The 25,885-nt window shown below is 72.0% G+C and carries 30 protein-coding genes and 1 pseudogene; 4 read left to right on the forward strand and 27 right to left on the reverse strand.

Going from position 1 to position 25,885, the window contains the following annotated elements:
• Positions 1-33 precede the first annotated feature (33 nt).
• From AB0Q96_RS11645 to AB0Q96_RS11775, 27 genes and pseudogenes are all read right to left on the reverse strand, one after another.
• Complete coding sequence (locus tag AB0Q96_RS11645; protein WP_365324153.1) at positions 34-786, reverse strand: DUF317 domain-containing protein; 753 nt, start codon at positions 784-786, stop codon at positions 34-36.
• Positions 783-1,313 (reverse strand): hypothetical protein, encoded by a 531-nt coding sequence (locus AB0Q96_RS11650; RefSeq protein WP_086831706.1) that lies wholly within the window; start codon positions 1,311-1,313, stop codon positions 783-785. Before AB0Q96_RS11650 ends, AB0Q96_RS11645 begins: the two co-directional genes overlap by 4 nt.
• Before the next feature lie 90 nt (positions 1,314-1,403).
• On the reverse strand, positions 1,404-2,231 hold the full coding sequence (locus AB0Q96_RS11655) for a DUF317 domain-containing protein (RefSeq protein WP_365324155.1): 828 nt from the start codon (positions 2,229-2,231) through the stop codon (positions 1,404-1,406).
• Positions 2,232-2,260: 29 nt separating this feature from the next.
• Complete coding sequence (locus AB0Q96_RS11660; RefSeq protein WP_365324158.1) at positions 2,261-3,061, reverse strand: DUF317 domain-containing protein; 801 nt, start codon at positions 3,059-3,061, stop codon at positions 2,261-2,263.
• Positions 3,058-3,441 (reverse strand): hypothetical protein, encoded by a 384-nt coding sequence (locus AB0Q96_RS11665; protein ID WP_365324160.1) that lies wholly within the window; start codon positions 3,439-3,441, stop codon positions 3,058-3,060. Before AB0Q96_RS11665 ends, AB0Q96_RS11660 begins: the two co-directional genes overlap by 4 nt.
• A gap of 275 nt (positions 3,442-3,716) precedes the next feature.
• A complete protein-coding gene (locus AB0Q96_RS11670; RefSeq protein WP_365324162.1) occupies positions 3,717-4,124 on the reverse strand; it encodes a hypothetical protein in 408 nt (135 codons plus the stop codon).
• Between the two features lie 16 nt (positions 4,125-4,140).
• Positions 4,141-4,782 carry a hypothetical protein gene (locus AB0Q96_RS11675; RefSeq protein WP_365324164.1) on the reverse strand — a complete coding sequence of 214 codons (642 nt, stop codon included), beginning with the start codon at positions 4,780-4,782 and terminating at the stop codon, positions 4,141-4,143.
• On the reverse strand, positions 4,779-5,537 hold the full coding sequence (locus AB0Q96_RS11680) for a hypothetical protein (protein ID WP_365324166.1): 759 nt from the start codon (positions 5,535-5,537) through the stop codon (positions 4,779-4,781). Before AB0Q96_RS11680 ends, AB0Q96_RS11675 begins: the two co-directional genes overlap by 4 nt.
• Positions 5,538-5,560: 23 nt before the next feature.
• Positions 5,561-6,256 carry a hypothetical protein gene (locus tag AB0Q96_RS11685; RefSeq protein WP_365324168.1) on the reverse strand — a complete coding sequence of 232 codons (696 nt, stop codon included), beginning with the start codon at positions 6,254-6,256 and terminating at the stop codon, positions 5,561-5,563.
• 13 nt (positions 6,257-6,269) lie between these two features.
• Positions 6,270-7,112 (reverse strand): relaxase/mobilization nuclease, encoded by an 843-nt coding sequence (locus AB0Q96_RS11690; protein WP_365324170.1) that lies wholly within the window; start codon positions 7,110-7,112, stop codon positions 6,270-6,272.
• The gene (locus AB0Q96_RS11695) at positions 7,109-7,534 is read right to left on the reverse strand and encodes a hypothetical protein (protein ID WP_365324172.1); all 426 of its coding nucleotides are present in this window, start codon (positions 7,532-7,534) and stop codon (positions 7,109-7,111) included. The genes AB0Q96_RS11690 and AB0Q96_RS11695 overlap by 4 nt, the downstream gene beginning before the upstream one ends.
• 99 nt (positions 7,535-7,633) lie before the next feature.
• Complete coding sequence (locus AB0Q96_RS11700; protein WP_365324174.1) at positions 7,634-8,131, reverse strand: hypothetical protein; 498 nt, start codon at positions 8,129-8,131, stop codon at positions 7,634-7,636.
• A 44-nt stretch (positions 8,132-8,175) separates the two neighbouring features.
• Positions 8,176-9,447, reverse strand: coding sequence for an MFS transporter (locus AB0Q96_RS11705; RefSeq protein ID WP_365324176.1), 1,272 nt, complete (start codon positions 9,445-9,447; stop codon positions 8,176-8,178).
• A 30-nt stretch (positions 9,448-9,477) separates the two neighbouring features.
• Complete coding sequence (locus AB0Q96_RS11710; protein ID WP_365324177.1) at positions 9,478-10,581, reverse strand: hypothetical protein; 1,104 nt, start codon at positions 10,579-10,581, stop codon at positions 9,478-9,480.
• An 89-nt stretch (positions 10,582-10,670) separates the two neighbouring features.
• The gene (locus AB0Q96_RS11715; protein ID WP_365324179.1) at positions 10,671-11,018 is read right to left on the reverse strand and encodes a hypothetical protein; all 348 of its coding nucleotides are present in this window, start codon (positions 11,016-11,018) and stop codon (positions 10,671-10,673) included.
• Complete coding sequence (locus AB0Q96_RS11720; protein WP_365324181.1) at positions 11,012-11,473, reverse strand: hypothetical protein; 462 nt, start codon at positions 11,471-11,473, stop codon at positions 11,012-11,014. The genes AB0Q96_RS11715 and AB0Q96_RS11720 overlap by 7 nt, the downstream gene beginning before the upstream one ends.
• Before the next feature lie 13 nt (positions 11,474-11,486).
• Positions 11,487-12,608, reverse strand: a complete 1,122-nt coding sequence (locus AB0Q96_RS11725; protein ID WP_365324183.1) for a hypothetical protein — start codon at positions 12,606-12,608, stop codon at positions 11,487-11,489.
• Positions 12,601-13,286, reverse strand: a pseudogene (locus AB0Q96_RS11730) (glycosyltransferase). Before AB0Q96_RS11730 ends, AB0Q96_RS11725 begins: the two are co-directional and overlap by 8 nt.
• A gap of 144 nt (positions 13,287-13,430) precedes the next feature.
• Positions 13,431-14,207, reverse strand: coding sequence for a hypothetical protein (locus AB0Q96_RS11735; RefSeq protein WP_365324185.1), 777 nt, complete (start codon positions 14,205-14,207; stop codon positions 13,431-13,433).
• Between the two features lie 527 nt (positions 14,208-14,734).
• Complete coding sequence (locus AB0Q96_RS11740; protein WP_365324186.1) at positions 14,735-15,223, reverse strand: hypothetical protein; 489 nt, start codon at positions 15,221-15,223, stop codon at positions 14,735-14,737.
• 112 nt (positions 15,224-15,335) lie between these two features.
• Complete coding sequence (locus AB0Q96_RS11745; protein ID WP_365324188.1) at positions 15,336-16,850, reverse strand: ATP-binding protein; 1,515 nt, start codon at positions 16,848-16,850, stop codon at positions 15,336-15,338.
• 28 nt (positions 16,851-16,878) lie between these two features.
• Positions 16,879-17,340: a DUF6238 family protein gene (locus tag AB0Q96_RS11750; RefSeq protein WP_365324190.1), complete on the reverse strand. Its 462-nt coding sequence runs from the start codon at positions 17,338-17,340 to the stop codon at positions 16,879-16,881.
• A gap of 94 nt (positions 17,341-17,434) precedes the next feature.
• Positions 17,435-18,907 (reverse strand): SCO6880 family protein, encoded by a 1,473-nt coding sequence (locus AB0Q96_RS11755; RefSeq protein WP_365324192.1) that lies wholly within the window; start codon positions 18,905-18,907, stop codon positions 17,435-17,437.
• Positions 18,908-18,988: 81 nt separating this feature from the next.
• Complete coding sequence (locus AB0Q96_RS11760; protein WP_365324194.1) at positions 18,989-20,368, reverse strand: ATP-binding protein; 1,380 nt, start codon at positions 20,366-20,368, stop codon at positions 18,989-18,991.
• A 36-nt stretch (positions 20,369-20,404) separates the two neighbouring features.
• Positions 20,405-21,097: a hypothetical protein gene (locus tag AB0Q96_RS11765; RefSeq protein ID WP_365324196.1), complete on the reverse strand. Its 693-nt coding sequence runs from the start codon at positions 21,095-21,097 to the stop codon at positions 20,405-20,407.
• Complete coding sequence (locus AB0Q96_RS11770; protein WP_184931823.1) at positions 21,097-21,411, reverse strand: DUF6112 family protein; 315 nt, start codon at positions 21,409-21,411, stop codon at positions 21,097-21,099. Before AB0Q96_RS11770 ends, AB0Q96_RS11765 begins: the two co-directional genes overlap by 1 nt.
• A gap of 102 nt (positions 21,412-21,513) precedes the next feature.
• Complete coding sequence (locus tag AB0Q96_RS11775) at positions 21,514-22,626, reverse strand: NlpC/P60 family protein (RefSeq protein WP_365324198.1); 1,113 nt, start codon at positions 22,624-22,626, stop codon at positions 21,514-21,516.
• Positions 22,627-23,139: 513 nt separating this feature from the next.
• On the opposite strand from AB0Q96_RS11775, the gene AB0Q96_RS11780 reads away from it, so the two are divergent.
• The 4 genes from AB0Q96_RS11780 (at position 23,140) to AB0Q96_RS11795 (ending at position 25,878) form a co-directional block, all read left to right on the forward strand.
• Positions 23,140-23,895: a site-specific DNA-methyltransferase gene (locus tag AB0Q96_RS11780; protein WP_365324200.1), complete on the forward strand. Its 756-nt coding sequence runs from the start codon at positions 23,140-23,142 to the stop codon at positions 23,893-23,895.
• A gap of 235 nt (positions 23,896-24,130) precedes the next feature.
• A complete protein-coding gene (locus AB0Q96_RS11785; RefSeq protein ID WP_256961890.1) occupies positions 24,131-24,682 on the forward strand; it encodes a DUF4913 domain-containing protein in 552 nt (183 codons plus the stop codon).
• Complete coding sequence (locus AB0Q96_RS11790) at positions 24,679-25,158, forward strand: hypothetical protein (RefSeq protein WP_086825740.1); 480 nt, start codon at positions 24,679-24,681, stop codon at positions 25,156-25,158. The genes AB0Q96_RS11785 and AB0Q96_RS11790 overlap by 4 nt, the downstream gene beginning before the upstream one ends.
• Before the next feature lie 18 nt (positions 25,159-25,176).
• Complete coding sequence (locus tag AB0Q96_RS11795) at positions 25,177-25,878, forward strand: hypothetical protein (RefSeq protein ID WP_365324202.1); 702 nt, start codon at positions 25,177-25,179, stop codon at positions 25,876-25,878.
• Positions 25,879-25,885 lie beyond the last annotated feature (7 nt).

The raw sequence follows: 25,885 nt of genomic DNA on the forward strand, positions 1-25,885 counted from the left end.
GAACGGTGCGGACCCTGGTGGGGCGAGGGAGCGTCAGCGGGCGCGGCGGGGCGCCGACGGCGGGGTGGGAGGCGCGGGCGGTGGCGGACTGGCGCGGCGGGCGGCGAGACGCTCGATCCGCTCCGGCAGCGCGCGTGCGACACTCTCGGCCGGCCACTCCCGCCAGTGCAGGGTGATCCTTCGGCGGGAGAGACCGACGGTCTGCTCGTGGAAGCGGCGTACCGGCTCCGGATCAGCGAGCGCCTGCATGAACGCGGCCACGAGAACTCGGGGCGTCCCGCCGCTGAACCAGGCTTTCCACACGGGGTCGTCCTCGTCGAGGCTGGCCGTGATACGCCAGTTGCGGCTGCCGGAGAGACGGAAGTGCTCGCCCCTCACACGGCAGTCCGGCGAGCGGAACTCCCCCTTGCCAATGGCGTCCCATCCGGCATCCCACAGCGGCTGGTAGGGGGCGGATATCGCCCGCGCGTTGTAGCCGGGGTCGGTGAGCGCGTCGGTGACCGAGGCGATCAGCTCGACGGGCGTCCCGCCGTCGAAGGAGGCGTTCCAGACCGATCCGGTGCGGCCGTCGCGATGCGAGAGGTGCCACCACGGCTCGTTCGGATGGGGCTCGAGGCGGAGCATCGACTTCTGGTCAGGGCTGGTCAGGATGACACGGGGCATGAGCGGGTCGTGGCCGTGGCTCCACCCGGCGCCGGCGTGCAGGGCGGCGGTGACCCAGGCCGGGTCGCCGGGGCCAGCGAGGTAGCGGGGGGAGATGAGTGCCTGCTCGACCTTGACGCTCACCCGCGCCTCCCCGCCGGGCGTCGTACCGGCGACGCCGCCGGGGCCGGTACGGCACCCAGGATCCGTGTCGGCGCCTTGAGGGCGACGGCGTGGATGTCGAGGAGGGCCCGGCCCTGGGTGGCCCAGGTGTCCAGGCAGTCCCACGCCTCCTCGTTGCGCTCGGCAAGAGAGTCGACGAACTCCTCCTGCGACACCGGCGGCAGGTCCCGGCGGGCTTCGCGGACTTCGGCATGCCCGCGCTGGAGCGTCTCCAGCTTCTCCAGGGCGCGGGCGAGCTCGGCGAGCTGCCACGCCCATCGGGGCTCGATGTCATCGGCGTTGATGTGCTGGAGCTGGACGGCGGCCGTGGCGAGCAGCTCCCGGGCCGAGGGGCGGACCTCCTGGAACGCTCTCCAGGTCTCGGAGTCCCGCTGGACCATGCGCCAGCCGTACGACACCTCGTCGTACGGCCAGCCGTCGGCGTCGGTGTGCTCGTCGGAGTAGGCGTCCCAGGCGGCGAGGATCGCCTCGCTCTCGATCAGGAACACCTCCAGCCGCCTCAGCAGGAGGGCGTGCGGGTCGGAAGGGAAGGTGGTGGACGGTGTGGTCAGGGTGTTTCCTTGTGTCGAAGGCGGTGGTCAGCGGCTGCGTGCGGGCGACGCGTCGACGGGTGGGTTCGGCGCCGGCCTGGCCGCGGCCGGCGGCGTGGTGGGACGGTGCCGGCGAGCCTCGGCGAGACGCTGTTGGTGCGCGGTCACGATCTGTTCGCCGATCACGATTTCCCGGCCCACGGCCAGGTGCGGGCTTTCGTCGATGGCGAAGCGCGGGCGCGGCACGGGTGCCGGGTCGGACAGGGCGGTCGCGACGGCGCCGAGCACATGGCCGGGCGTTCGGACGTCCAACGAGGCCCGCCACAACAGCCCCTCCGGCCCATGCGGTCCGTGGCTTCGGGCGACCTCGATCTCCCAGCCGCAACGGCCCATGGAGGGCGAGATCCGCTGCTCGACCATCGCGGTGCGGTCGGGCGACATGATCTGGTGACCGCCGAGTTCATCGGTGGTGTGCTCCCAGCCGCGTTCGGTGAGGATGGCCGCGAAGTCTTCCCGGGCGGTCTCCTCCGGCTCGGGGAGCAGGAGGGTGTCGGTGAGCCCGGCGACGATCTCCACCGGCGTGGAGCCGCTGAACGCGGCGTACCAGTTACTGGGACCGAATCCGCTGTGCACCGTCCACCAGTTGCGCGTGTACTGGGCGCAGGGTTTGAAGACCAGCTCGTGCTGCTGGTCGGGGCTCTGCATGCGGATGACCGGGTGCAGCGGGTCGCAGGGCGTGCTCCAGCCGGCGGCGCACAGGGCGTGTGTGACGTGCCGGGGGTCGCCGGGGCCGGCGAGGTAGCGCGGGGAGACCCGCGAGCCGAGCTTGCTCGCGTACTCGTTGGCGAAGGCGTCGAGCTGACGCCAGGTGATCACGGTGGTCCTCCATCTGGCTAAGAACGGGGTCAGCGGCGGGTCCGGGCGTCGCTGGCGGGGGTGTAAGGGCGGGCGGTGGCGCGCGGCCGGGCACTCCGGGCGCTGTTACGGGCCCAGGTGGCGGCCCGGGCGGCCGTGATCCGGGCCTGCTGCCACGCGCTGAGTTGGGAGGGCTTGACGGAGACCGACCAGGTGCGGATCTGCGCGCTCGGCGGAACGTGTCCGCGCGGACGCATCACGGGGTCGGGGTTGGCGAGTTCGGCCGAGAAGGCTTGCACCAGGTGCATCGGCGTGCTCGGCGAGAAGTTCGCGGTCCAGCCGTTGCCCTGCCGGTCCTTCGCCCCGGTCCACCACATCGCCTCGCCTTCGGGGCCCTGGTGATACTGCATCCACGCAGTGCCGTCGGGGCTGGTCGCGGTGTAGTGCTCGCCCTCGAAGCGCGTGTGCCAGTTCTGCTCCTGCAGTGGCGCCCAGACGTTGGGGGCGTGCGCGGAGCGCGGACGGGTGAGGGCGTCGGTGAGGCCGGCGACGATCTCCACCGGGGTCTGCCGGCCCAGGCGTGCCGCCCACTCGGCGCTGTGGCCGGTCGCGGCACCGTGGATCATCCACCCGCCGGGTTGGACGTAGGGGTCGTAAGAGATGCGGACGGTGCGGTCCGGGCTCTCCATGGCCAGGGGGCCGCCGGTCCTGGAGTGGTCGCGCCAGCCCGAGGCGCGCAGGAACTCGGAGATGTGCCGGACGTCACCACCGCCGACGAGGCCGCGGGGGTAAACGAGGTAGTGCTGCTCGGCCTGCTCGTCCGGTCCCCAGCCCCGCCAGGTCCTCTTCATCGGTGCCGCCGGATGACGAGTGGAGCAGGGGACGGCTGCTTTGTCGTCTGGGCGGCAGGCCGGTTGTTGATGTGATGGAGGGGCTCGCAGTGTTCGTCCAGGTCTCCTCCGATGGCGTCGAGTTCATTGGTGGCCCGGCCGAGAGCGAGCCACACCTCGGCCGGCAGGACGCCCCGCTCGGCCTGCGTCTTCGCGAACGTGCTGCTGACGGACATGAGGCCGGTGACGCGGTCGAGCAGTCCGCCGTCCGGGTCGAGTACATGAGCGATGACCTGCACCGCTTCGTGGGGAGGGAGCTGGGCGAGGTGGTCGGTCAGCAGGCCGAGCTGCCGGGCGATCTCGTCGGCCAGACGCACGGGGTAGGGGGCGGGGTGGGACATGCTCCTCCGGGTCGGTGGGCGGTCAGTGGTGCTGGTGGCCGACGCGCTGGGTCTCGGCGAGGACCGCCTCCGGGCGGGCGCCGGCCAGTGGGGAGACCTGGTCGGGGCCGGTCGGGATGCAGGCGCGCAGGTAGCGGCGGAACAGGGCTGTCGCGAGGCGGGGCTTGAGCAGGGAGGTGATCGGTGTGGGTGTACGGGGTGCTACGGGTTTCTCCGAAGGTCGAGCGGGGCGGGGCAGGCGGCCCCCGGCCGAGGCCGGGGCCGCCCGAACGGTCTTACGGGGTGCGCCGGGCTGGTGCGGGGCGCGAGGAGGAGGGGGCCGGTGCCGGGTTCCGCGGTGAGGCGTGGGTCGTGCGGGCGCGGGCCTCGTGTGCGGCCTGCTGGGAGGCGGCTTCGTCGAAGACTTCCGGAGTGCAGTTGACCTTGTACCCGGCCAGGCGCAGGGCCGGGATGGCTCGGGTCGCCAGGCGCCTTTGCTCGTCTGCGGCGAGGTCGTCGGGCACGGTGTGCCAGATGTAGAGGGGCGCACCCGTGGGGTACTCGTGGCGCTTGAGACCGAGCTGTTCCAGCAGGTCGTGGAGTGCGGCGGGAGCACCAGTGGGGGTGTCGGCGTGGATGGTGGTGGTCAACGGCTTGACGTAGAGCTCCACGTCCGTGCCGTATTCGTGGGCCAGATTGGCCACGGATCTCCTTTCTGGGTCAACGGCGGCGGGCGGCCGGGGACTGGGCGGGGCCCGGCGGCAGCGACGGGGCGACCGGCTCTCGCGGAGTGCCGGCGACGTGGTCGCGGGCGAGGCGGATGAGGTATGCGGCGTGGGACAGCGAGTCCGTGGTGTCCCCGAGTCGGGCGACGGGACCGGCTTCCTCGCGATGGGCGTCTTGGCGGATCGCGGCGTTCCAGGCCCCGACCACGACTTCCCGGACGAGGGGAAGCAGCCCGTGGACCGGGGCGGCGATCTCGGTCAGGACCTCGGCCACCTCGCTGCTGGTCTTGGTGGCGAAGGTCCGTTCGGCGAGCTGGGCGAGGTAGCGCAGGGCCGCGTCCCGATCGCCGTCCGGTGTCGCCAGCGTGTTCAGGGCGGGGTCGAGGTGGACGCTGTGGCCCGCGGTGAGCAGGGCGTGTGAGGCGGCGGTCGCCTTCAGGCGCTGTTCCTCGAAGGGCAGTGCGTGGGGGAGCCGGTGGTAGTCACCGCGGGGCCCGGGGACGGAGAGGAAGCCGGCTCGCTGAAGGACGTCCGCCGCCCGGTCGGTCCCGCCGATGGCGACGACCAGACCCGTGCGGGGGTCCTGGGTGATGGTCACGTACTCCAGCACCCAGAAATCGGGCTCCTTCTGGCTCATCGAGCCCGGGCGGCCGGGGCTCGGGTGCCGGCCGGAACGGGGGGCACGGACGCCGGAGCCGAGGTGGGCACGGTCCGGCCGGCCGGGTGCTGGAGCGCCGTGCCGATGCCGAGCGCTTCGAGCTGCGGTCCGATCGCGCGCAGGACACGGGCCTGCGCCTGGGTGTCATCCATGCCGAGACGGTAGATGCCGCTCTGCGGGTCCTGGATGAAGCCGTTCGCTTCCAGGACGGCACCGGCCCGGTCGCCGACGGGGGCGGTGGCGACGCTGCCGTCCGGCTGCCAGGTCAGGACGAGACGGTCCGGCTGGGAGGGCTGGATGCCGCCCAGGGCGTTGTCCCGGACCTGGGCGAGGGCACTGTCGTAACGGACAAGGAGGTCGCCGGCGACCTGCTCGGCACTCAGGAACGGGTCGTCCGCCAGGGCGATGCCGTTGGGCTCGGGGACGGCGCGGTACGCCTCGTCGGGCAGGGCGCGCGGGGCGACGGCGGCAACGAGGAAGCCGTCGCGCTCGTCATGCCGCTCAAGGAGGACGAGCTGGGCGCCGTCCGGGCGGCTCAGGACGGCTGCCTGCCGCAGAGGATGCTCGGTGAGGGAGGCGGCGACCAGGTCCAGGTCCCAGATGCGATCAGCGAGTTCGGCGAGATCGTCCTTGGCATCCGGCGGGACGTAGGAGCTGGTCCAGATGTCGGGGAGTTCTCCGGCGAGGACGTCGGCGTACGAGGCGAGGCGCTCGGAGATGTCGTGGTCGTGCATGGTGTCCTTGGGCGAGGTGAGGGTCAGCGGCGCAGGCCGGCGGCGACCGGGGGCGGCGGGGCCGGCAGCGTGCGCGGCGGGGGCGGGCAAGCGCACACGGCGGAGCGTTCGCGTTCGGTGGCGGGGACCTCTTTGGTGCAGGTGCTGCGGCCGGGGTGAGGGGCGTGCCGGTCGGCGAGCGCATTGCGGGTGTGGGTGAGGTCGCTGCGGAGGACGAGGAGGTGCTCGTCGGCGAGGTAGCGCAGCCGCCGGGCGGTGTACGGGTCGGACGCCTGGCCGAGCCCGTCATGGAAGTCGGCGCCGGCAACCAGCACCTCGCCCAGAGCGGTGAGGATGCCGTCGTGGGCGGCGGTCAGCTCGGTCAGAGCATCGGCCACTTCGTCGGTGGTGGTGGCTTCGCGGATCCTCTGGGCGAGGTGAGTGACGGAGGCGCCCAGCGGCAGGTAACTGGCCGGACGGGAGTCGGAGTCGAAGTCCTCGTGACAGTCGACGTGGTACCCGGCGGCGCGAAGCCGTGCGACGGCGTCGCTGGCGAGGCGGTTCTCGTCTGGTTCGGCCAGGCCGGTGGGGGCGCGGTGGTAGGTCTCGTGGAGACGGACGACGGCGACGAACCCGGCGCGCTGGAGGATGCTGTGCGCTTCGGGGTCCCCGCCGCGCGCGAGGACTTCGTCGGAGTGCGGGTCGCGGCGGATGTCCAGGAAGCGGTCGGCAAGGGGCAAAGAGACGTTTCTCCTACAAGGCTCGATGGGCAAGAAGCCGGGCCGCTGGCGGTGCGGCGGCAACCCGGGGCTTGGCCAGGGCAGCGGCGGTGGTGTCCAGCTCCTGCTGGATGCCGTGGAGACGGTGGGCGATCAGCTCCAGGCGGTGCGCGGCATCGACACCGGCGGCGCCGGGAAGGCGGGCGAGGCGATGTGCGGTGTGCTCGACGAGTCCGCGGACCGTGGCCAGCGGTCCGGCCTGCTCGTCGGCGAGCTGCGCGAGCACACTCGCGAGCTGGGACGACACCGCCGGTACTGGCCGGGAGGCGACCCGAGCCGTGGAGGCGGTGCGCACCGGGATCAGGCCCAGGTCCTCTTCGACGCGACGGGCCTCGCCCGTGAGACGCCGCAGGACATCGGCGGGCGGCGCGTGCCACGCGCCGTCGAGGTGGATCAGGTTGGCGATCAGGTCGAGGCGCCCGGGCCGGGCCTGGACGGCGATCCACCGGCAGCCGTGTCCCTTGCCCGGGATCTCGACGCTGGCGGCGCGTACGAACCGGTGGGCGACCTCACCCCACTCCGGGCCGGTCAGCGGCCGGTCGTCGGGGTGGAGTCGGACATCGAGGTGGAGGATCGCCCGCCGATCGCCGTCCGGGCCGGCGGCGAACGGATGCTCCAGGAGGGCCTCGTCGAGGTGATCGGCCCACCGGGCGAGCGTCCAGGTCTTCCTCGGTTCCAGGGCATAGTCATCCAGGCCCGGCCAATGGGCTACGACGCTGCGTTCCGGAAGCCGCTCGTTCGGCGCTATGGGTCGCCCCAGGGCTTCGGCGAGCGCATCGTACGGGGTGTCGGACTGCTCGTGGAGACGCGGGATCACTGGCCGGCCCGGACGTCGGCGACGTGCACCAGCTGGCCCACGGCGGTGGTGGTGTACCAGCCGCAGTCGATCAGGGCGTCGTCGCCGGGGTACTTCGGCAGGAGGGCGTCCTCCATGGCCCGCAGGTGGATCAGGCAGTCCGGGCAGCGGCGCGAGAGGTGCACGAGGTACCTGGGGTGGGCGGTGATGTAGGACTGCTGCCCGCCGGTCGCGTCACGCAGGCGCCAGCCGTCCTCGTCGGTCAGCAGATGCCAGGACGGCGCGACCACGCGCATCGCGTCGCCCCACAGCTCGCCACCGGCCACCCCCTTCAGGACGACGACCGTGTCACCGGCCTGGAAGTGGGCGTGGGTGACGTCCCGGTCGGGAGTGAGCGGGTCCGGAGTGAGCGCGACCACGGGGTCAGGCGGGAGCTGGGACATGCGTTTCCTTCCACGCGGAGCGGATGCGGTGGGAGGAACAATGGTCCGGAGGATCGCCGGTTTGGCTAACCGGCGATCGTCGGCTATGTTCCGCCCCCGTCAGCGGAACGGGTTCTCCGTCCCGCAGTCGTCCTCGCCGGCGGCGTCGAGGAGTTCGAGCAGGTCAGAGCCCTCCGCGTCGCGCTGGTCGATCCACCACCCGGCGCGGGTGATCAAGCGGGCCTTGTCTTCCAGCTCCGCCCAGTCCGCCTCGTCCCACGACCCCTCGACGACCAGGGCGGTGTGCGCGGAGAGCATCAGCTGGTGACGGGATCGCTCGCCCCATCCCAGAGCCTTCTCCGGTCCCTCCAGCTGCGGCATGTCGAACTGCTTCGCCCACGCGGCGGCAGCCTCCTGCTCCGCGGCTCGCTTGGCCGCGAGCCACTCCTCCTTGGACTCCGTGTCGGCGTCGCGGGCCGCCTTCCAGCAGTCGGAGCAGTCCCGGCCGGCGAGCCAGCGGGCGAAGCTGGCCCGCCGGTCAGCGGGGCGGTCGGACAGGTCATGAATGACCTGGTGGGAGCACGAGTGCTCGACAGTCCACTTCGTACGGACGGCCATAGATAGTTCTCCTCAAAACGGTGGGAAGGTGGGGTCGCCCTGGATCAGGGCGTCTTGTGCCGACCCCCGGGCGGGCGGCGGTGCCGGCCGCGGCGGCTCAGGCATCCGGGGGGACCGAGGCGTCGGCGGGCGGCGAGCAGGACGACGAGCGCGAAGGCCGCGCCGACGGCAGGGAGCGCCGCGGTGGTGAGGGGCTGCTCGGCGAGGCGTCCGGCCAGGGCGGTGCCGGCGGACTGCCCCACGCCGATCGACAGGATCAGCCACGCGTACGCCTCGCTCGTGCGGCCCGCGGGGGTCAGGGAGTCGGTGGTCACATAGGCGCACGCGACCACGACGGTCAGGAACACTCCGGGGACGGCGACCGCGGCGGTGGCCGCGTACGGGCCCGGGAGAGCAGCGAGCGGGAGCCAACCGGCCAGGAAGAAGGTTCCGCCGCCGATCAGTCGATTTCTGGTGGTGCCTCTCCAGCGGCGTCGTCCGTAGAGGAGGCCGCCGAGGAAGCTGCCGGTCGAGAACGCGGCGGGCAGGATCCCGGAGATCAGCTCCTGCTCGTGGTGCCTGGCCATGGCGATCGCCCAGACGTTCATGGCCCCGATCGCGAACCCGATCCCGGCGAGGGACACGAACAGCAGCATCAGGCCGGGGCCGGCCAGACGGTGCGCCATCCCTGCTGGTGCCTGTGCGGACGGCGCCGGGCGCCAGCACCGGGACGGCGGAGCGAAGGCGACCACGGCGGTGCCGGTAAGGCCGAGGACGGCGGTGACGGCGAGCGCGACGGCCGGGTCGTACGTGGAGGCGAGCGCGGCGACGAGCAGGGGGCCGGCGATGTACAGCAGGCCCTGGGTGCCGGTGTCGAGGGCGAGCGCGGCGTGCCGCAGCCGGTGGTCGGGCAGCACGCTCGGCCACAGTGCCCGGAGCCCTGCCTCCAAAGCAGGCGTGGTCAGGCCGCCGGCGACGACGATGGCCGTGGCCAGACCTGGTCCGCCGTACAGTCCGGCCAGGGGAAGCGTTGCCAGGAGGGCCGAGTTGAGCAGGGCGGCCGGAAGATGCACGGCGGTCTGGCCGTGGCGGTCCATCAGGCGTCCCTTGACCGGCTGGGCCAGCGCGGACGCGAGCCCGTACAGGGCGCTGAGCAGCCCGCCAAAGGCGATGCTGCCGCCGCTCGTGGTGGCCCACAGGACGATGGCGACGGGCGCCATGCCGTTGGGGAGGCGGCCGGTGAGGGTGCCGCCGAGCAGGCGAGCGACGTACGGGCTGCCCAGCACCGCGCCGTAGGTGATGCGCGGTGCCGGGGCCGGGGGTGCGGTCAGGGACAAGAAGGGCTTTCTCTCGAAGGAGGCGACGCCTCAGCGGTGGCGGGCGGTCGTGCTGGTGCGAGGCGGTAGCGTGGGCGGTGTGGTGTCCACGGCAGGGCCGGGGCGCAAGCGCGGCACGGGAGTGCGGTGCGGCGGCAGGACGGCGACGGTCGCGCCGAGGTCCTCGGCCGCCTCCTCGACTTCGCGGGTGAGGAACTCGATCTGCCGGCCGAGCGCGGCGAGCCGGGCGGCGATCTGCCGGCCCTGCACGGTCTCCAGCGCACCGGCGAACTGGGCGCCGGTCTCCAGGAGTTCCTGGAGGCGGACCATCGGGCCTGCGTCGTGACCGCGCTGGGTGGCGCCGAGGAGCGCGTTGGTCGCGTCACCGGCGTGCTGGGACTCGACGACGTTCCGGATGAGTTCCTGCAGCGACACCTCGGGCGCGGGCTCGGCCCGGTTGAACTCGGAGGCGTCGGCCCGCAGTACACCGGGCGGAACGGGGGCGGGCAGCATCTGGCCGGCTTCGTATTCGTGGGCGTAGTGGCCGATCACCTGCCAGCCCGATGCGTCCGGGTCACCTCTCAGCGCGACCACCGTCGAGGCGTCGTCCTCGACCAGGTAGGCGAGGGTGATCGGCTGGCCGTCCGCGGCGTACCAGGACTCGGTGAGCTCCAGCTCGCCCCGCTTCTGCGCGGCCCGGGCCATCTCGGTCCACATCTGCTGCTCTTCGACGGTCAGCGGGGCCTTGTGGTGCTGGGCCTGGTCGAGGTCGGCGAGGTGGCTGGCGATGCAGCCGTGATCCGCCCAGGCGGTGAGGTGCGGCCACAGGGCCTTGTGCTGGGCGCGTTCGCCAGCGGGGCCGGGCGTGGTCGGCTGGTCGAGTCCCCGGCGGATCGCTGCGGTGGAGGCGGCGAGACCGTCCAGCACGGACCGCCATCCGGCCAGGTGCCGGGCGGGCGGCAGCTCGTCGAGCGCACGGCGGGCGGTATCGAGCAGGGCATCGGCGCACGGCGCGAGATACGTGGTGTACGCCTCGACGGCTGCCCGGTCACGGTGAGCACGTATATCTGCCGCGGCGTCCGGGCGGACGGTGCGGCCGTAGCGGTCGCGGGTCATGTCCAGCGCGGTCTCGGTCTCGCGGCCGATGACCGCCATCCGCAACCGGAAGTTACGCGCCTGGGCGCTGAGGGCGGCGACGCCGGTTGTACGGGTGTCGGGGATCTGCTTCTCCAGGTTGGTGTGGGTCAGCGGGCGGTCCGGCGGCCGGGAGGGGCTTGTGCGGTCATGGCCGGCGGGCGTGCGGGCCTGGTGGGGGCGGTGGTTGCGGCGGTGTCGCGGTGCAGGTCGGGTGCGAGGCGCACCGGGTAGCGAGCGACGGCGAGCATCTCGGCCGCCCAGGTCGCGTGCTCGTTCTCCCAGCCGCGTCCCATGTCGAACGGCAGCCGGATCCAGTGCCCGCTCAGGGAGGGCTCGAACAGGAAGCCGGCGCGACGCAGGACGTCTCCGGCGAACGAGTCGATGGGGCCGTCGACTTCGACCTCGCCGCCTCGTCCACGGGCGATGCGGATGTGCCCGGTTTCGGGGGTCACCATGACCGTCCGGCTGCGGCGGAGGCGGTCAGGTGGACAGTGGGGGCGTAGGCGGGCTTCGGCGGGATCGGCCGCGCCGAGGGCGGGGTGGCGGTCGGCGGCTGGGCGCGCTGCGGTGACCGGCCGGCGGCGGCCTGGGCGACTCGGCTGCGGCGCTCCGCCAGGCCGTTGGACCGGGCCGGGCGTGGCGGGCTGGCCGAGGCGGCGGGGTCAAGGGCGACGTCGGCGTGCACGGTGTACCCGTGGCGGCGCAGGTCGTGAACGGCCTGGCGGGTGCGGCGCGGGCCGTCGCGCTCGGGCTCGGTCAGTCGAAACAGCCCCGGTTGATCGGGGACGGGCTCGAACTGCTCCCGCACGAGGTACCACTGGGCCAGGTGTCCCGGAAGGGAGGAGTTGAAGGCGGCGACGAAGCCGTGCTGCTCATGGGTGCCGAAAGCGAAGTGGGTGCCAGGATCCAAAGAGGGAAGCTCCTTACGGTGGTGATGCCGCAGGTCGGCGGCGGGGAGCGGGGCGGCCCGGCGGAAGAGCACGCGACGGCGCAGAGACAGCCGGGGCGGAGGGCCTGTGCGAGGCCGCGGTCCGTACCTGGCGCAGGAACGGTTCCCTGTACGTCAGCCACGTGCTGATGGCCGTCCATGTCCGGCTGCGGCGCTCTCGCGGGTTGAGCCGGGTGCCGCCGTCCAGGGTCTCGGCGTGAGCAAGGGAGTCGGCCAGCCGCGCGAGAGCATGCATGTCGTCGGGCTGGGCGGTGGCGGCGGGCCGACATTTGTCGAGCAGCGCGGGCGCGTGCTGCATGACGCTGAGGAATTCAGGCCAGGCTTTGTCCAGGAACGTTTCGATGGCGTCATCGAGTGCGTCAGCTCCGAGCGGGGAGGCGTCGCTGTACCTGCCGGAGATGACCATGGTCGTCCAGGCGTCGTGCTCGGTGTGGATGCGGTCGAGCGCCTCGGTGACGGTCGCGGTCCGGCGGTCGTGGACGGCCCGGTCGTAGGCGGGGAGGAACCGCTCCGTGATCGCCTTCGCCGCGCGGCCGGGAAAGGGCGGCAGGATGATGCTCGCTGGGGCGTGCCGGTCGCCGTGCCCCTCGCCGAATGGCTTAGGCGGGAAGGCGCCGAGCAGGTAGTCGTGTTGATGGCCGGGGCGTTCGGCGAGCAGCAGGGTCGTCCCCGACACGGATTCGGTGAGGGTGGCGGCGTACAGGATGCGGGTGCTCTGCACGGCGCGGGTGAGTTCGCCGCTGTCCCACAGCCACGCCGCTAGGTCCTCCTGCCATACGGGGTGGGAGTAGATCTCGACCGCCGCGTCCCATCGCCCGGGCAGGAGGCGGGCGATGTCGCGAGCGGCGTCGCCGATGTAGGGCCGGCTGCTGGTGGACACGCTGGTGCGGTGCCGTTCGGCACAGCGGATGAGACCGGCTACCGTGGCGCGGGCGGCAGCTTCGTCGTCGCCCGGCAGGCGGTAGATGCCGGCCTCGTCCCGGTGGAAGCCGGACTCTTCCAGTGCGGTGTGGGCCCACCGGTACCGCTCGCCGCCGGCGATGGCGACGATGCCGGCATCCCGGCCGTAGGTGAGGACGATGTGCGCGTCAGCCACGGGCGGCGGTCTTACGACGTGAGTACAGGGCGGTGCGCAGGCTGAGGCCGTAGCTGTGCGCGTGCTCGCGCGCCGCCGCCTCCAACTGGTCGTACGACGTCTGCTGCGTCATCTGCCCCGGGTGCTGCGGTACCGGTACACCGGCAGGCGCAGCAGGATCCCCGGGGCGAGGGTGGTGACGCCGACGGCCGCCATGTAGTCCTCGCCCTGGACGAGGCCGCCCATCGGGGCCGCGCGCACGAGGTCGGTGCGGGCGAGGATCGTGGTCGGCCCGATCGGGATGGTGTCCTGTGGCCGTGCCCAGTAGTTCATGACGTCGCCGGCTTCGTGCCGGCCGGGCGGCGTCGGGCAGCGCCAAAGGCGTGTCGAGCCGTCGGGGTGAAGGTCCACGCTCCACCCGGCGCACCAGCCGACCCCGGTCGATTCCAGGGTGGACAGCCGTGCGGCCATGGCGTCGTCAGTGAACTCGTCGTCATCGTCCGCCCAGTTCACGTACTTGGTGCGGACGTGGGTGAGCGCGAGGTTGCGGGCGCAGGCGGCGCCGACCGGGCGGGGCAGGGCGAGTGTGCGGATACGCGGGTCGGCCGCGAGAGGGCCGGGTAGCCGTTTCGGGTCGGCGCCGTCGAGGGCGATCACTGCCTCCCAGGGCACGGACTGCCGGGTGAGGCTGGTGTGCATGGCGGTCAGGTAGTCCAGGCGGTCTTCACGCAGGCGGGTGGCGATGACGACAGTGATCAGGGGGGTGGGCAGGGCAGACTCCGGTGAGCGGGGAGGGACGAGTTTCTGGTGGGCGAGTTTCGGGGCTACCTGCCTGCCGCCGGTCTACCGGTGGGGCGCGGTGGCAGCGGCGCTGGTCGGCGCAGGAACGGGCAGGCGTGCGGGCGTGGCCGGTGGGGCGGTGTGGCGGAGGTTCACGCCGATGCCCTTCTGGGCGAGGTGGTGGACCAGGGATCGCAGGGGTAGAGCGAGGCCGTCGTGGCCGTACGGGGAGGGCAGCAGGAACGCGGCCTGGTGCGGGTAGTAGTGGAACCCGTGGGTGTAGAAGGCCGTACGGGCGTCTTCGGGGACGCTCTTGTACGGAGCGCCGAGTGCGCCGTCCTCGTACCAGGTCAGAGTGACGACGTCGGCCACCTGCGGTGGTCCGGGGCGGTGCGGGGGGTCGGGCTGGACGGCTGCGTTGCGCAGCACGGTGTCCAGGGCGTGCTGGTAGCGGGGCAGCAGGCGAAGGACGACCTGGGCGGCTGCGCGGGCGGGCTCGTTGGGGACGGCGATGCCGTTCGGCTCCTCGACGCCGGCGAAGTGATGCGGCTTGATACGGAGGCCGACGGGTTCGAGCGGTGCCACGACGAACTGGTGCCGGTACAAGGGCCGGTCGGTGATGTAGAGCTGTCGTCCGTCCCGGTGGGAAAGGACTGCGTGGCGGCTGAGGACGTACTGGCTGACGATGTAGTCGACGTGGCCGGCGTCCCAGAGATCCTCGGCTGCGACGAACTGCTCGCCGTAGGAGCCGTGTTCTTCGTACTCGCTGGCCCATCGGCCGGGCAGTCGGTCGGCCAGGGCGGCGGCGAAAGCGGAGAGATCCGTGCGTGAGGTGAGCATGTGCTCCCTGGAGGACGAGGGGAGGGGGCGTTTCTAGCGACGGGAACGCGGGGGGCCGGACGGGGCGGAAGGGCCCGGGGGAGATGGGCGGGAGGCGGCCGTCCGGTCGGCCTGTTCCTCGCCCGGGCCCACGGCGGGCGGGGCGTAGTGGGCTCGCAGGTTCTCCCAGTCCGCCCAGGCGACCTGCATCAGAGCGGACCGGATACTGCGCCCGGCGTCACGCAGGAGGTTTGCAGCCTCAGGCGTATGACGGTGCCCGTGGCCGGCCCAGAGGGCTAAGGCCACGAAGTGGCCGGCGATGTGATCGAGCAGGGGAGCCGTGGCTCCGAACAGCTGCTGGGTGACGGCGCTGACCTCGGCGGGTGTCTCCGCCTCGGCCAGTACCGTGAGGTACGGATTCAGGTCTGGCAGCGGCAACGGCTCGTCCGGGAGCGGGTGCGCGGCCAGGAAGGGTTCGGCGTCCCGGCGGGCCCAGCGGTGGAGAGCGTCGGGTGTCGCACCGCCGGTGTGCGGTTCGGAGCCAGGTATCACCGGCGGTCACCGCACTGGGTTCGGTTCTGGTTGAAGTCGCGTTCCCCACGGCCGGCGAACTCTGTGATGTGCTTGGTGACGAGAAAGTACAGGGCTACGGCACCAACGAGGAGGAGGGGCGCGCAGGCGGACAGGCACATGGCCGCGGGGCCTTGCGGGACCCCGAGGCCCGCGGAGACGAGGACCGCGACGGCGCGCACGGCGATGATGGGGGCCAGCAGGGGCCAGAAGCCGTCGCCTTCGAACGGGATGGAGCGCAGGCCGATGATGGCGGCGACGGTCAGGGCGATCAGCCCGTCGACGGCCGCCAGGAACAACAGGGAGACAAGCGGGGGAAGTACGGGGTCATTGAACCTGGGAAGGAAGTCGAAGGCGGCCAGCAACCCGAGCGCGATGAGCCCGGCGATTTTGATGTGCTCCCATGAGGCGGTCTGGCGCCTGGAGCAGGGCGAGGCCGAGGCAGAGGGGACGGCCGAAGTGGGCACGCGATGCCTCCGAAAAGGTCTTTGGACGTGCGGCGTTGAGCCGCGCGGCTGAGAACGATGGATGAGCTGACCAAGGGCGTGAGTGCTGGTCGGCCGGCGTGAACGCGCGGAGTCAGTGCATTCGGGCGTCGGTGTCGAAGAGCGCCAGCTCGCTCGAATGCAAAAGATGTTGAACGATGAATGATCGTCCGGCGACCTTCCACAGGCCGCGTCCGCGGTTCAGGTGCGCGATGGCGTCCATCTCGACCGAGGTGAGGCCGAGCAGGGAGGCCGCGGCCTGGAGCTGATCGTTCTCCTGGCGGTAGATGATGCGGGTGGAGCAGTCGGCGAGGAGGCCCTCGGCGAGAGCGCGGCCCTGTGATCCGGCGTCGCCGGCGGTGAGCAGGTCGGACAGGCGGTGGATCACCAGGAGGTTGGCGATACCGAGGCCGCGGGAGAGTTTCCACTGGGCCTGCATCCGCTGCAGCAGGCCGACGTGCCGCATCAGGCGCCATGCCTCGTCGTACACGATCCAGCGCCGGCCGCCGGACGGATCGGACAGGGCGGACTCCATCCAGGCGGAGGCACAGGTCATCGCCAGGACGAGGGCCGTGTCGTCTCCGGAGCCGCCGAGCCGGGAGAGGTCGATGGTGAGCATCGGCGCGTTCGGGTCGAAGGCGACGGTGGAAGGGGCGTCGAACATGCCGGCGAGGTCACCGTGGACCAGGCGCCGCATCGCGTGGGCTAGGTCGCGGGCGGCGTCGCCGAGCTGCCCGGACACGATCCCGGCTGCCTCGTCGAGCGCTCGGGGGTCGTTGAGGGTGGCGGCGACGTCACCGAGGAGCGGGGTGCGGCCGGTGGCGGCAGCGTGGCTGACGACTGCGTCCAGGGCGATGTCCAGGGCGGTGTGCTCCATGGGCATCAGGTCCCGGCCCAGGACGGTCCGGGCCAGGGAGCCGAGCAGGAGCAGGCGTCGTTTGCGGATCTCGCCGACCCAGTCGGCCTCCGAGACGCTGGCGGGGCGCGGGGCCGCGTCGAGCGGGTTCAGCCGGCCGGGTAGTCCGGGTCCGAGGGCCACGGACCGTCCGCCGAGGGCCTCTGCCACCGGTGTCCACTCGCCCTTCGGGTCACACGGGACGTAGACGCGGTATCCGAAGGCGATTGAACGCAGCGCGAAGGACTTGGCCAGCGCGCTCTTGCCCTGGCCGATGACGCCGGCCAGGAGGAGGTTCGGGTTGGTGAAGCCCTCGACCTTGCCGTACAGCGAGAACGGGTCGAAGACGAACGACGCCTCGGCGTGGACGTCGCGCCCGATGTAGATGCCTTGCGCGCCGAGCCCGCCTTCGGCGAGGAACGGATACGCGCCGGCGGCCACAGCGGTGGTCATGCGGTGGGCGGGGAGTCTGAGCCGGTTGTGGCGGGCGGAGGCGGGGCCGGGGCGTCCGCCCGGAGGGTAGAGCGGGGCCGGTGTCTCGTGGTCGGCCGATGTGGTCTCGGCCTGGTGGGCGCTGGCTTCCGCGCGGGCCTTGGCGGCGGCTTCGGCGAGCTGCCGGCGAGCGGCCTTTCGGCTGGCCCGGTCGGTTCCGTGGGGGGTGAACAGAGGAGACGCGGAGGCGCGGCGGGCGCGGCGGGCGGGCCGGTGACTCATCGGAGGCCCTCGTTTCTGCGGGTCGTACTCATCGCGCGCAGGCCGTGGTGTGCGCGCGGAGGTCGGTGGGGGTGGTCTTGCGCCGGACGACGTGGCCGGCGGCGAGGTGGCGCTGGCAGATGGTCAGCACGGGCGGTCCCTCGGGCAGCCGCTCCGGACGGCACGTGCTCGACTCGGTGCCCGCCGTCGTGCTGCTGGGCAGCAGGTGGAAGGCGGCGTGGACTTCGCTGGCGGCCTGCCACAGGTGAGTGTGAGCGGCGGCCAGATGACGGCCGGCTGCCGGGTGCGGTGGCCGGGTGGTGTCGGCGAGGCGGTCGAGGAGCTGGTGCACCGTGGTGAGGTGGGCGTGAAGCACGTCGAGGTGCAGGCGGTCCGCCGGCGGGGGCGGGCTAGTGTCCGACGGTGCCAGCGCGCGGGTGTGGTGGCGTACTCCGGCGTTCGCGGCGCGGAGATAGGGGTGGGCGTCGGCCGGGTGGGCGGGGGAGATCAAAGGTGGTGGTCCTTCCTGCCGGAAGGCAGGGGTGGCGACGGGGGTTCCGCCGCAGACGATCGGAGGGGGCCAGCAGGACCGGGGCGGGCCTGGGTCACAGGGCGGTCCGGGCGAGCGGGAGCGCGCTGAGGGCGAAGGCGTCCGGCTGCTGGTAATTGAGTCGGCGCAGGTCGACGCCCGAGGTGACGGCGTGGGTTTCGATCTGCGCGCAGGCGGCGTCCAGGAGGGCGTCGGTCTCGGCTGTGACGGTGATCAGACCCGTGAGGGCCACGTCGGCGTGACCGGCGATGAGCTGGCGTTCGCGGGTTTTGACGTCGGCGTACTCGACGGAGTCTTCCTCGCTGTCGACCTGTCCCCGGCGGGCTCGTTCGTTGGCGTCGGCGATGATCGCGGCCTTCTTCCGCTGGACGTCCCGCAGCGCGGACTCGAGCCCCTGCGGCACGTATATAAGGGAGAGGCTGCGCCGCACGCCGGCCGTGAACATCAGCCCGTGCAGGAATCCGGCCCCGATCTCGGTGCGCGGCCAGTTCTCCACCCAGTACGTCGCATGCCGTGCGCTGTCGGTGGCGATGCGGTCGTACTCCTCGACCTGGACGACGGGCCCGGCGGCGGCCGGGTCGGCCTCGGCGCGGCCCGTCTCGGACCACTGCTGGAGTGCGCCGAGGGCCTTCGGGTCGTAGGCGGTGCGGATGACGGCGGCGATCTCCCGCGAGCTGAGCCATCCGGTGACCTGGAGGCCGGCGGTGCGGGCGGCCTGGGCGATGGAGGCGGTGGTCTGCTCCATGACGGTGAACGCTCCGGGCAAGCCTCCGCCTGCCTGAGCGATGAGCCGCTTGGCGGCCTTGAGGTCGAGGGAGATGGCGAGGTAGGTCTCGTGCGGGGCTGCGGCGGGGCCGGCCGAGGCGACCAGCTCGGAGTAGATCTGGCCTGCGACCGGGGCCTGGGGCTGCCCGTGCTGGGTCCAGTGGCGGGTGAGGGTGTCGCCGCTGTCGGGGACGGTGCGTTCCAGGACCTGCACGGTGGCGATGTGCCCGCTGCGGGCGATGCTCGCCAGTGCGCGTCCCCAGCTGGTCACGTTGTGATTCTGGGTGGTGGGGTCGAGGAGGGCGAAGGCCCGGCTGCTGACGCGGGCGATGGCGGTCAACGTCTGCTGGTGGGGGTCGTGCACGGCCGCGGCGCCGTTGGCGGAGTCGCCGGGGGTGACCACCTTGAGGGAGGCGGCGCTGCCGGGCAGGTGCAGGACGCCGTCCTGCCGGGGGCGGGTGACGGGTCGGGCGAGCCAGAGAGTCTGGCCGGTGCGGCGGCGGTGCGCGTGGCGAGCGACGATCGGCATCCAGTCGATGAGGGAGCGGCCGTGCCGGCGGATCGCGACGAGCGCACCGGAAGCCGCCCACAGGGGAGCCAGGGTGACGGCGCCGAGCAGCCCGGTGGAGATCACCGTCATCAGCAGCAGGGCCAGGGTGGCGGAGAGGAGGACCAGTTGGGGCAGGGAGAGGCCGAGGAGGATGCCGCGGCGGGACCGGTGCGGGAACTTCACCGTGACCGGGGCGACGGAGAGATCAGTCAAGGGACGGGTCCTGGGGACGCGGGTGGAACCCGGGGGCGGGAGGTGGCGTGCACGTCCCGCCCCCAGTAGTCGGGCAGGGGATCAGAGGCCGGCCGGAGGCGGCGGCGGTGAGGCCGGTCCGCCGGACGTGGCGTTCTGTGAGCCGAAGGACGGGGATGCGCCCTGCGGCGGTGGGGTCGTGGTCGGCGGAGTGGACTGCCATCCGCCGCCCTGGCCGGACGCGGGGTTCGTTCCGGAACCGCCCTGCCCCGGGCTGCCGCCCACCTGGCCGCTGGTGTCGGCGGACACGCTCGTCGGTGCGGGCTGGACGGCCTTCTCCAGACCGGACTTGATGGCATCACCACCGGGCGAGGCGCCCGTTCCGCCGCTCGACGAGCCCTCCTTGCCTTCTCCACCTGCGCCGGTCGGGTGGGAGGCGATGTCGCCGGGGAAGCCACCGCCACCAGCCGCGGACGGGCCCTGCGGGGCGGCGCTCACTCCGGCTGCCGCACCACCGGTTCCGGCGGTGGCCGCCGCTGCGGCGGCCTTCCGGGCGGCCTTCTCGGCATGGGTCTTGGCGATCTGGGCTCCGGCGCCGCCGGCCCGGTGGATGGACTCGCCGTCGGTGCCCTCGGCCGCCCAGTGCACGAACTTGAAAACGGCGTACGGGCAAAGCAGCACGAGAACCATGATGACGATGCCGGCCATGACGTCGGCGAGGGCGGCCACACCGTCCTTGGCCTCCGTCCGGCCCATGGCGGCGATGCCGAGCACGAAGATCACGGTCATCAGCAGCTTGCTGACCACGAGGGTGGCGGTGGCCTCGATCCAGCCCCGACGCCAGCGCCGAGCGACCTCCCAGCCGCCTCCGGCGGATGCGAAGATCGCCAGGGTGACCATGACCAGGATGCCCACTTTTCTGACCATCATGACGCACCAGTAGAGGATCGCGCCGATCGCGGCACCGAGGCCGGCGACGACCGGTACGAGCCAGCCCAGTCCGGCGAGGGCGCCGATCTGGTTGACCTTCACGATGCGGCGCACGGCTGAGGCGATGTCCAGCTGCGCGGTCTTGAACAGGCCGTCGGAGATCGCGTCGACGACTTCGACGGCGACTGTGGTGAAGGCGATGGCGCAGAAGGCGAACAGGACGCCGCCCATGGTGCCGGTGAATGCCTGGGTGAGGGCTTGTCCGTCGCGGCGGACGGCGGCCCGGACCAGCTGTGCGCAGAACGTCGCGACCAGCAGGACCAGGCCCAGCGGCAGCAGCGTCTCGTAGTTGTCGCGGAACCATCCGGCGTTCAGGTCCACCTTGGTGGTGGTGTCGACGGCCTCGGCGGCCAGGTCGGCGGCAGCGGCGGCCAGCTCGCCTGCCGACTTCGCCATCCAGTCGCCGATCGCCTTGCCGGGGTTGGAGGCGAAGTCCACCGCGTCGCCGACGGCGCACAGCTTGTCTGCCAGGGGGAAGTCACAGAAACCCACGAGGAGTTACTCCTCCTTTCTTGTCTCAGGCGCAGGTCACTGCGTGACGCTCGGAGCGATGGCGGCAAGAGAGCAGTCGTGGCTGGGGCGGCACTGCACGGCGAGGGTCACGGCGCGGGCCTCGGCGCCGACGCCGCCCTTCTTCCAGGCGATCTGCTGCTTGCCGTTGACGGTGACGACGTAGATGTACGCCTTCGTGATCGCGGAGGGGTCCTCGGTCAGGGCCTGCTTGAACGCGCCGGGGTAGTGGCCTTCGAGGGCCGTGCCGGTGGCGTGCTGGTCCTGGTCGGCCATCCGCGACCACAGCACCGGATCGGGCACCTGCCCGACGACGGAGGCCCAGTCGGCGTACTTGGTCTCGCTGGTCATCCACGCCCGCATCCCGGCGAGTTGCTGGTCGCGGCTGGTGGTCCGGGTGTCGTAGGACCACAGCATCTGGGCCGCGGCCTTGGCGTAGGCGACCGGCTCGGCGATCCGCGGAGGATGGGGAACGGACCCGGATCCGGCCGCGGGCTTCGGGGCGGCCTCGGAGGAGGACGTGCTCGGCGCCGGGGCCGGAGCGGCGGTGTCCGGGGCCTGCTGGCCGTTGTTGCCGCCGGACAGCCAGGCGACGACCGTGGCGACAGCCAGCAGGACGGCGACGATGGCGGCGACGATCGCGATGCGCCGGTTGGCGGACCAGCCGGCGCCGTACGAGGACAGCGAAAGGGAGGGGGATCGTTTCTGCATCACTGGACCTGCGACCCGAGGGCCGAGAAGAAGCTCACGATGCCGTTGGCGGCGCCGAGGCCGAGGGCGGCGCCGGCCGCAACGACGGCGCCCTTCTTGCCGTTGGCCTCGGCCTGGTGGCCACCGGTGTGGTGGCCCCAGGCCCACACGCCGAGCGAGACGGCGAGAGCGCCGACGACGGCGATGATCCCGAACATGTTGATCGAGTTGACGACGTTCTTCAGCACGGCGAGGCCGGGCAGGCCGCCGCCCTTGGGCGAGATCCCAGGGTCGAAGGCGAGCTGGAGGACGTGGTCTGCGAGAGGGAGAGGCATGGCTGTAGCAGGGCTCCTTGCGTGCGCAGGCCGAGCGGGCCCGGGCGGAGGTGAAGAAGAAGGGGAGGAGGAGCGCGCGAGCGGCGCGAGAAGGGGCCGGCGTCAGAGGACGCGGCGGGCGGCGAGGACGTCCCAGTCCTTGAGCGGCGTGATCCGGACGGGCCTGCCGGTGCGCGGGGCCTCGATCACAAGCCCCTCGCCCATGTACATGCCGACATGTTCCGGACGGGCCGCGGTACCGCGACTGAAGATCAGGTCGCCAGGCTTGAGCGCCTTGACGGAAACGGCCTTGCCCTCGTTGACCTGCGTGTACGTGGTGCGAGTGAGCTGGATGCCGGCCTTGGCGTACGCCTGCTGCATCAGCGAGCTGCAGTCGCAGCGGCCCATCGGGTCAGGGCCGTGCGGGGCCGTGCACGAGCCGCCCCACTGGTACATCGTGCCGAGCTGGTGGATCGCCCAGTCGATCGCCGTTCGGGCGCGCGGGTCGGCGTCCTTCGGGATCGAGTAGCCCGTCGGGACGGCACCCTCGGGGATCGGCCCGTACTGGGACCCGTCCTGCGTGCTACAGCCCGAAGGGGCGGCGGCGCCGGTGTCCTTCCCGGAGCTGTCGGAGTTACCGGGGAAGGTGGCGGCGATGGCCTTCTGCAGGGCGGTCGCCAACGGCTCCCACTGCGCGTACGCGTCCGGGAAGCCGGACTTCTGGACGGCTTGGGCGGCCTGGGTGACGGTCATCTGCTGCCAGCCGTCCACGGCGAGAAGAGCCTTGTAGAAGCGCTCACTCGCGTAGACCGGGTCACGGATCTGCTGGGCGGTGCCCCAGCCCTGGGAGGGCCGCTGCTGGAACAGGCCGAGGCTGTCCCTGTCGCCGTAGTTGAGGTTGCGCAGCCGGCTCTCCTGCATCGCCGTGGCGAGCGCGATGATCTGCCCCTTCTTCGGGACGTCGAGGCTGATGCCGGTGGCCACGATCGTCTGGGCGTGGGGGATCTGCTCGGTCGGCAGGTCCAGGCCCTCGACGCGGACCTCCTCGCCGGACGCCCCGTCGAGAATCTTGGTGACCTGGTCGGCGACCTTGCCGGCGTCGATGTCCGTCAGGCAGTTGCTGACGGAGCCGGTGGTCTGCACGGCTTCGGCGGAGGCGGCCAGCGTCATGCCGGTGCCGGCGATCAGGAGCGGGGAGAGGAAGACGGCGCCGATACCGGCGGCGAGCGCCTTCAACCGGTTCGGATGGCTCGCAGGTCAGCGGTTTCGGGCAGGGGTGGGTAGCGAGACGTCATGGACGTGTCCTTCGGGGTGCGGTGTCCGGCGTGCCGCGTGCGCGAGGCGTGTCGGAAGGGCGCGGCGGCCGGGGTGGGCGATCGGTACGGGCCGGCGCGGGCGAGTTGCCGCTCGCTCCATGCGGCCGGGCCGTGAGCTAGGTGTGCCGGGGCAGGGGGAACCTCCGTGAGGAAGGGCAGGGGAGGAGCCAGCGGCGGTGTGCGCCGGGCGGTTCAAAAACAGTAGGCGCGAATTGGCGGCTGACCAAAAAGCGGCACGGGGGTGCCGGAATCCGGCACCTCGGCCATGCACTTCTTGGTCGTCGGCGTTTTCGCCTCTACAGTTTTTGGACTCCCCTCGCCCTCCTCGGTCTGCGGCCCTGGGCTTCTGTATGCCCACCTTCGGCCCGCGAGGACTCCTTTCGCGCGACGGGCAGTTCCCTCTGTGCTTCCACACCCGAATTGGGGTTCCTCTTTGCCTTTTTCCCTGCACCACGGTGATGCCCTCAGCGTTCTTGCCGGTCTGCCGGACGACTGCGTCGACTCCGTCATCACCGACCCGCCGTACAACAGCGGTGGGAGGACCGCGAAGGAGCGCACCACCCGCTCCGCCAAGACGAAGTACACCTCCGCCGATGCCCAGCACGCCCTGCCGGACTTCACCGGCGAGAACATGGACCAGCGGTCGTACGGATTCTGGCTGACGCAGATCATGACCGAATCGCACCGCCTGACGAAGGAGGGCGGCACCGCTCTGCTGTTCACCGACTGGCGCCAACTCCCGGTCACCACGGACGCGATTCAGGCGGCCGGCTGGCTGTGGCGCGGGGTGCTCGCCTGGCACAAGCCGCAGGCCAGGCCGCAGAAGGGCCGGTTTACGCAGAACTGTGAGTTCATCGTCTGGGCGTCGAAGGGGGCGATCGACGGCTCTCGGAACCCTGTCTACCTGCCGGGCCTGTACAGCGCCTCGCAGCCTTCGGGAGCGAAGCGTCAGCACATCACCCAGAAGCCCGTCTCCGTGATGCGCGAGCTGGTCAAGATCGCCCCGTCGGGCGGCACGGTGCTCGACTTCTGTGCCGGCTCCGGCTCCACCGGCGTCGCCGCCCTGCTGGAAGGCCGCGACTTCATCGGGGTTGAGAAGACCGCGCACTATGCGTCGATCGCGGCCGACCGGCTCACCGCGACGGTCCGCGAGGCCCTGACACAGGACGACGTGGTCCTCGCCGTCTAGGGCATCAACTGCGCTGCCTTCAGCGGCACTCGGCACCATTTCCAGTTTCTCTTGCGGCTTCACGCCGGAGCGTGCTCGGCATCCGCCGACCGGTCTGTGCGCCGCCATTCGTGTCTCGTAGGAGGCCGTACTTTTCATGCCCGAATCCACAGAACCCGCGGACGGCGGGACGCTGGAGCCGGTTCGCATTCCGGACCCGCAGCTGGAGGGAATCGAGGCGAGCGTCCGACGGCTCATGGAACAGTCGGCACAGCAGGCCCGGCAGCTCGACCATCTCGCCTCCGCTCCGGCCCCGGACCGCTCGCCGTTCGCCGCGTTCGGCATGCCCGGGTTCGGCGGGCGGCCCCCCGCCGCCCCGCCGGAGCCCCGCCCGATCCTGGAACTCGCGGGGGAGGAGCGCGAGGACGAGCTGGACGCCCTGTCGGACTGGGTGGACGACTTCTTCCTCCCGGTCTACGGGTCAGAGGTCACCACCGCGGCCCCCTGGTGCCTGCAGTGGCAGGAGCACGACGACGTCGTGGCCTGGTTGCACGCCCTGTGGCTCGCCTACCAGCAGCACAAGGAACCCGACGCCGGCCTCGCCGGGATGTTCGTATGGCACAGGGACTTCCTCACCCACGCCATCGCGGCGATCCGCGCACCAGGCGGCCCGCTGTCGGCCTGCATGACCTCTCCCGACCGGCCCGCGCACCGCCTGCTGCCCGGACCGCCGCCGTCCGCCCGTACGGAAACGGCGAGCGCAGTGCAGCCCGCCGGTACCGCGGAGCCGGACGAGTCGACGTCATGAACGCGGGACAGCCGGCCTTCGGCCTGAGCTTCGACCCTCGCGCTCTGACCGACCTCCTCCAGGCACCCGGCGACATCCGCGACCTCACCCTCGCCTACCTGCAGGAAGTCGTGAACGCCCAGCGCTTCGGGCTGCGCCTCACCGGAGACCTGGAGGGCTACCGCAAGCTGTTCGTGGACGCCCGCAAGGACTGGCGCGTCGTCTACGGGCTCCGCCCCGCGCCCGCAGAGTCCACACACCAGCGGGAGATCCACGTCGTCGCGGTCCGGCCACGCGCGGACAACGACGTCTACGACGAGGTCGGTCGCCGCCTGGGGATGACCCGCCGGCCACTGAGCGCCCGCACCCACGCGGCACGCTCCCGCTCCCCGCAGCTGACCACCCGCGCTCCCGTCCCCCGTCCCGGTCCGCCGACCTCCGGCATGCCGGGCCTGCCCCGCCCTGCGCAGAACCCCGTGCACCATCACACCCGATGAACCCGTGGAGCGTCGCCTATGCCACCTGAACCCGCGCCGACTGCAGCCCGGCGTGCGGTCTCCCCGCTCGACCATCGCATCGAAGCCGCCACCGGCCATGACGTCGACACGCTGTGGGCCTACCGCGACCGCGGCGTCCTCGACGAACCGCACGCCCGTCTGGTCGACCAGCACCGCGAGCTGGCCACGGCCCAGACCAGCGTCACCTTCTACCTCACGCTCCTCAACCGCCTGACCAGCGGCGAGTTCCCCGTCGACACCGCCTGGTTCGAGCGCGTCGACCGCACCGTGGACCAGATGGAGCAGGCCGCCGACGCACGTGACGCCGCCGCCCGCAAGGTGCTCGCGGCCCTGGAACCCATCGAGACCGCCACAGCAGCACCGGTCCGCGGGGAAGGAGCGCTCACGACCGACGACCAGGCGGCACTGCTCGCTATCGCCGGCGGAGCCAAGCTCTACGAGCACCTGCTGACCGGCCGGCTGTCCGTGACCGTCGCCTCCGGCACCCGCATCCCCTACACCGAGGTGCGCAAGCTGGAGGACGCCAGCCTGATCGTCCGGGATAGGAGCCATCCCTTGCACGCCGGCCAGCCGGTCGCTCTGACCGACGCCGGCCGCGCCGCGCTGTTCGCCGCCCGCCGGCCGCCCACCACCACGCAGGTGCCGAAGCCACCGGCCCGGCCTGGGGCCTGGCCGTCCACCCCGGCTCGGCGGCGCTGATCCCACC

Origin of the sequence: Streptomyces sp. NPDC093111 (genome assembly GCF_040683955.1) — a bacterium.
In the GTDB taxonomy this organism is placed as follows: Bacteria; Actinomycetota; Actinomycetes; order Streptomycetales; family Streptomycetaceae; genus Streptomyces.

What these genes read in the sequence shown, in the direction of transcription:
- AB0Q96_RS11680 (WP_365324166.1), bottom strand. Translation starts at nt 5,537, where the DNA reads ATGCACGACCACGACATCTCCGAGCGCCTCGCCTCGTACGCCGACGTC.
- AB0Q96_RS11790 (WP_086825740.1), top strand. Translation starts at nt 24,679, where the DNA reads ATGAACGCGGGACAGCCGGCCTTCGGCCTGAGCTTCGACCCTCGCGCT.
- AB0Q96_RS11785 (WP_256961890.1), top strand. Translation starts at nt 24,131, where the DNA reads ATGGAACAGTCGGCACAGCAGGCCCGGCAGCTCGACCATCTCGCCTCC.
- AB0Q96_RS11770 (WP_184931823.1), bottom strand. Translation starts at nt 21,411, where the DNA reads ATGCCTCTCCCTCTCGCAGACCACGTCCTCCAGCTCGCCTTCGACCCT.
- AB0Q96_RS11660 (WP_365324158.1), bottom strand. Translation starts at nt 3,061, where the DNA reads ATGAAGAGGACCTGGCGGGGCTGGGGACCGGACGAGCAGGCCGAGCAG.
- AB0Q96_RS11675 (WP_365324164.1), bottom strand. Translation starts at nt 4,782, where the DNA reads ATGAGCCAGAAGGAGCCCGATTTCTGGGTGCTGGAGTACGTGACCATC.
- AB0Q96_RS11715 (WP_365324179.1), bottom strand. Translation starts at nt 11,018, where the DNA reads ATGGTGACCCCCGAAACCGGGCACATCCGCATCGCCCGTGGACGAGGC.
- AB0Q96_RS11795 (WP_365324202.1), top strand. Translation starts at nt 25,177, where the DNA reads ATGCCACCTGAACCCGCGCCGACTGCAGCCCGGCGTGCGGTCTCCCCG.
- AB0Q96_RS11710 (WP_365324177.1), bottom strand. Translation starts at nt 10,581, where the DNA reads ATGGCGGTCATCGGCCGCGAGACCGAGACCGCGCTGGACATGACCCGC.
- AB0Q96_RS11695 (WP_365324172.1), bottom strand. Translation starts at nt 7,534, where the DNA reads ATGTCCCAGCTCCCGCCTGACCCCGTGGTCGCGCTCACTCCGGACCCG.
- AB0Q96_RS11745 (WP_365324188.1), bottom strand. Translation starts at nt 16,850, where the DNA reads ATGAGTCACCGGCCCGCCCGCCGCGCCCGCCGCGCCTCCGCGTCTCCT.
- AB0Q96_RS11765 (WP_365324196.1), bottom strand. Translation starts at nt 21,097, where the DNA reads ATGCAGAAACGATCCCCCTCCCTTTCGCTGTCCTCGTACGGCGCCGGC.
- AB0Q96_RS11735 (WP_365324185.1), bottom strand. Translation starts at nt 14,207, where the DNA reads ATGCTCACCTCACGCACGGATCTCTCCGCTTTCGCCGCCGCCCTGGCC.
- AB0Q96_RS11700 (WP_365324174.1), bottom strand. Translation starts at nt 8,131, where the DNA reads ATGGCCGTCCGTACGAAGTGGACTGTCGAGCACTCGTGCTCCCACCAG.
- AB0Q96_RS11665 (WP_365324160.1), bottom strand. Translation starts at nt 3,441, where the DNA reads ATGTCCCACCCCGCCCCCTACCCCGTGCGTCTGGCCGACGAGATCGCC.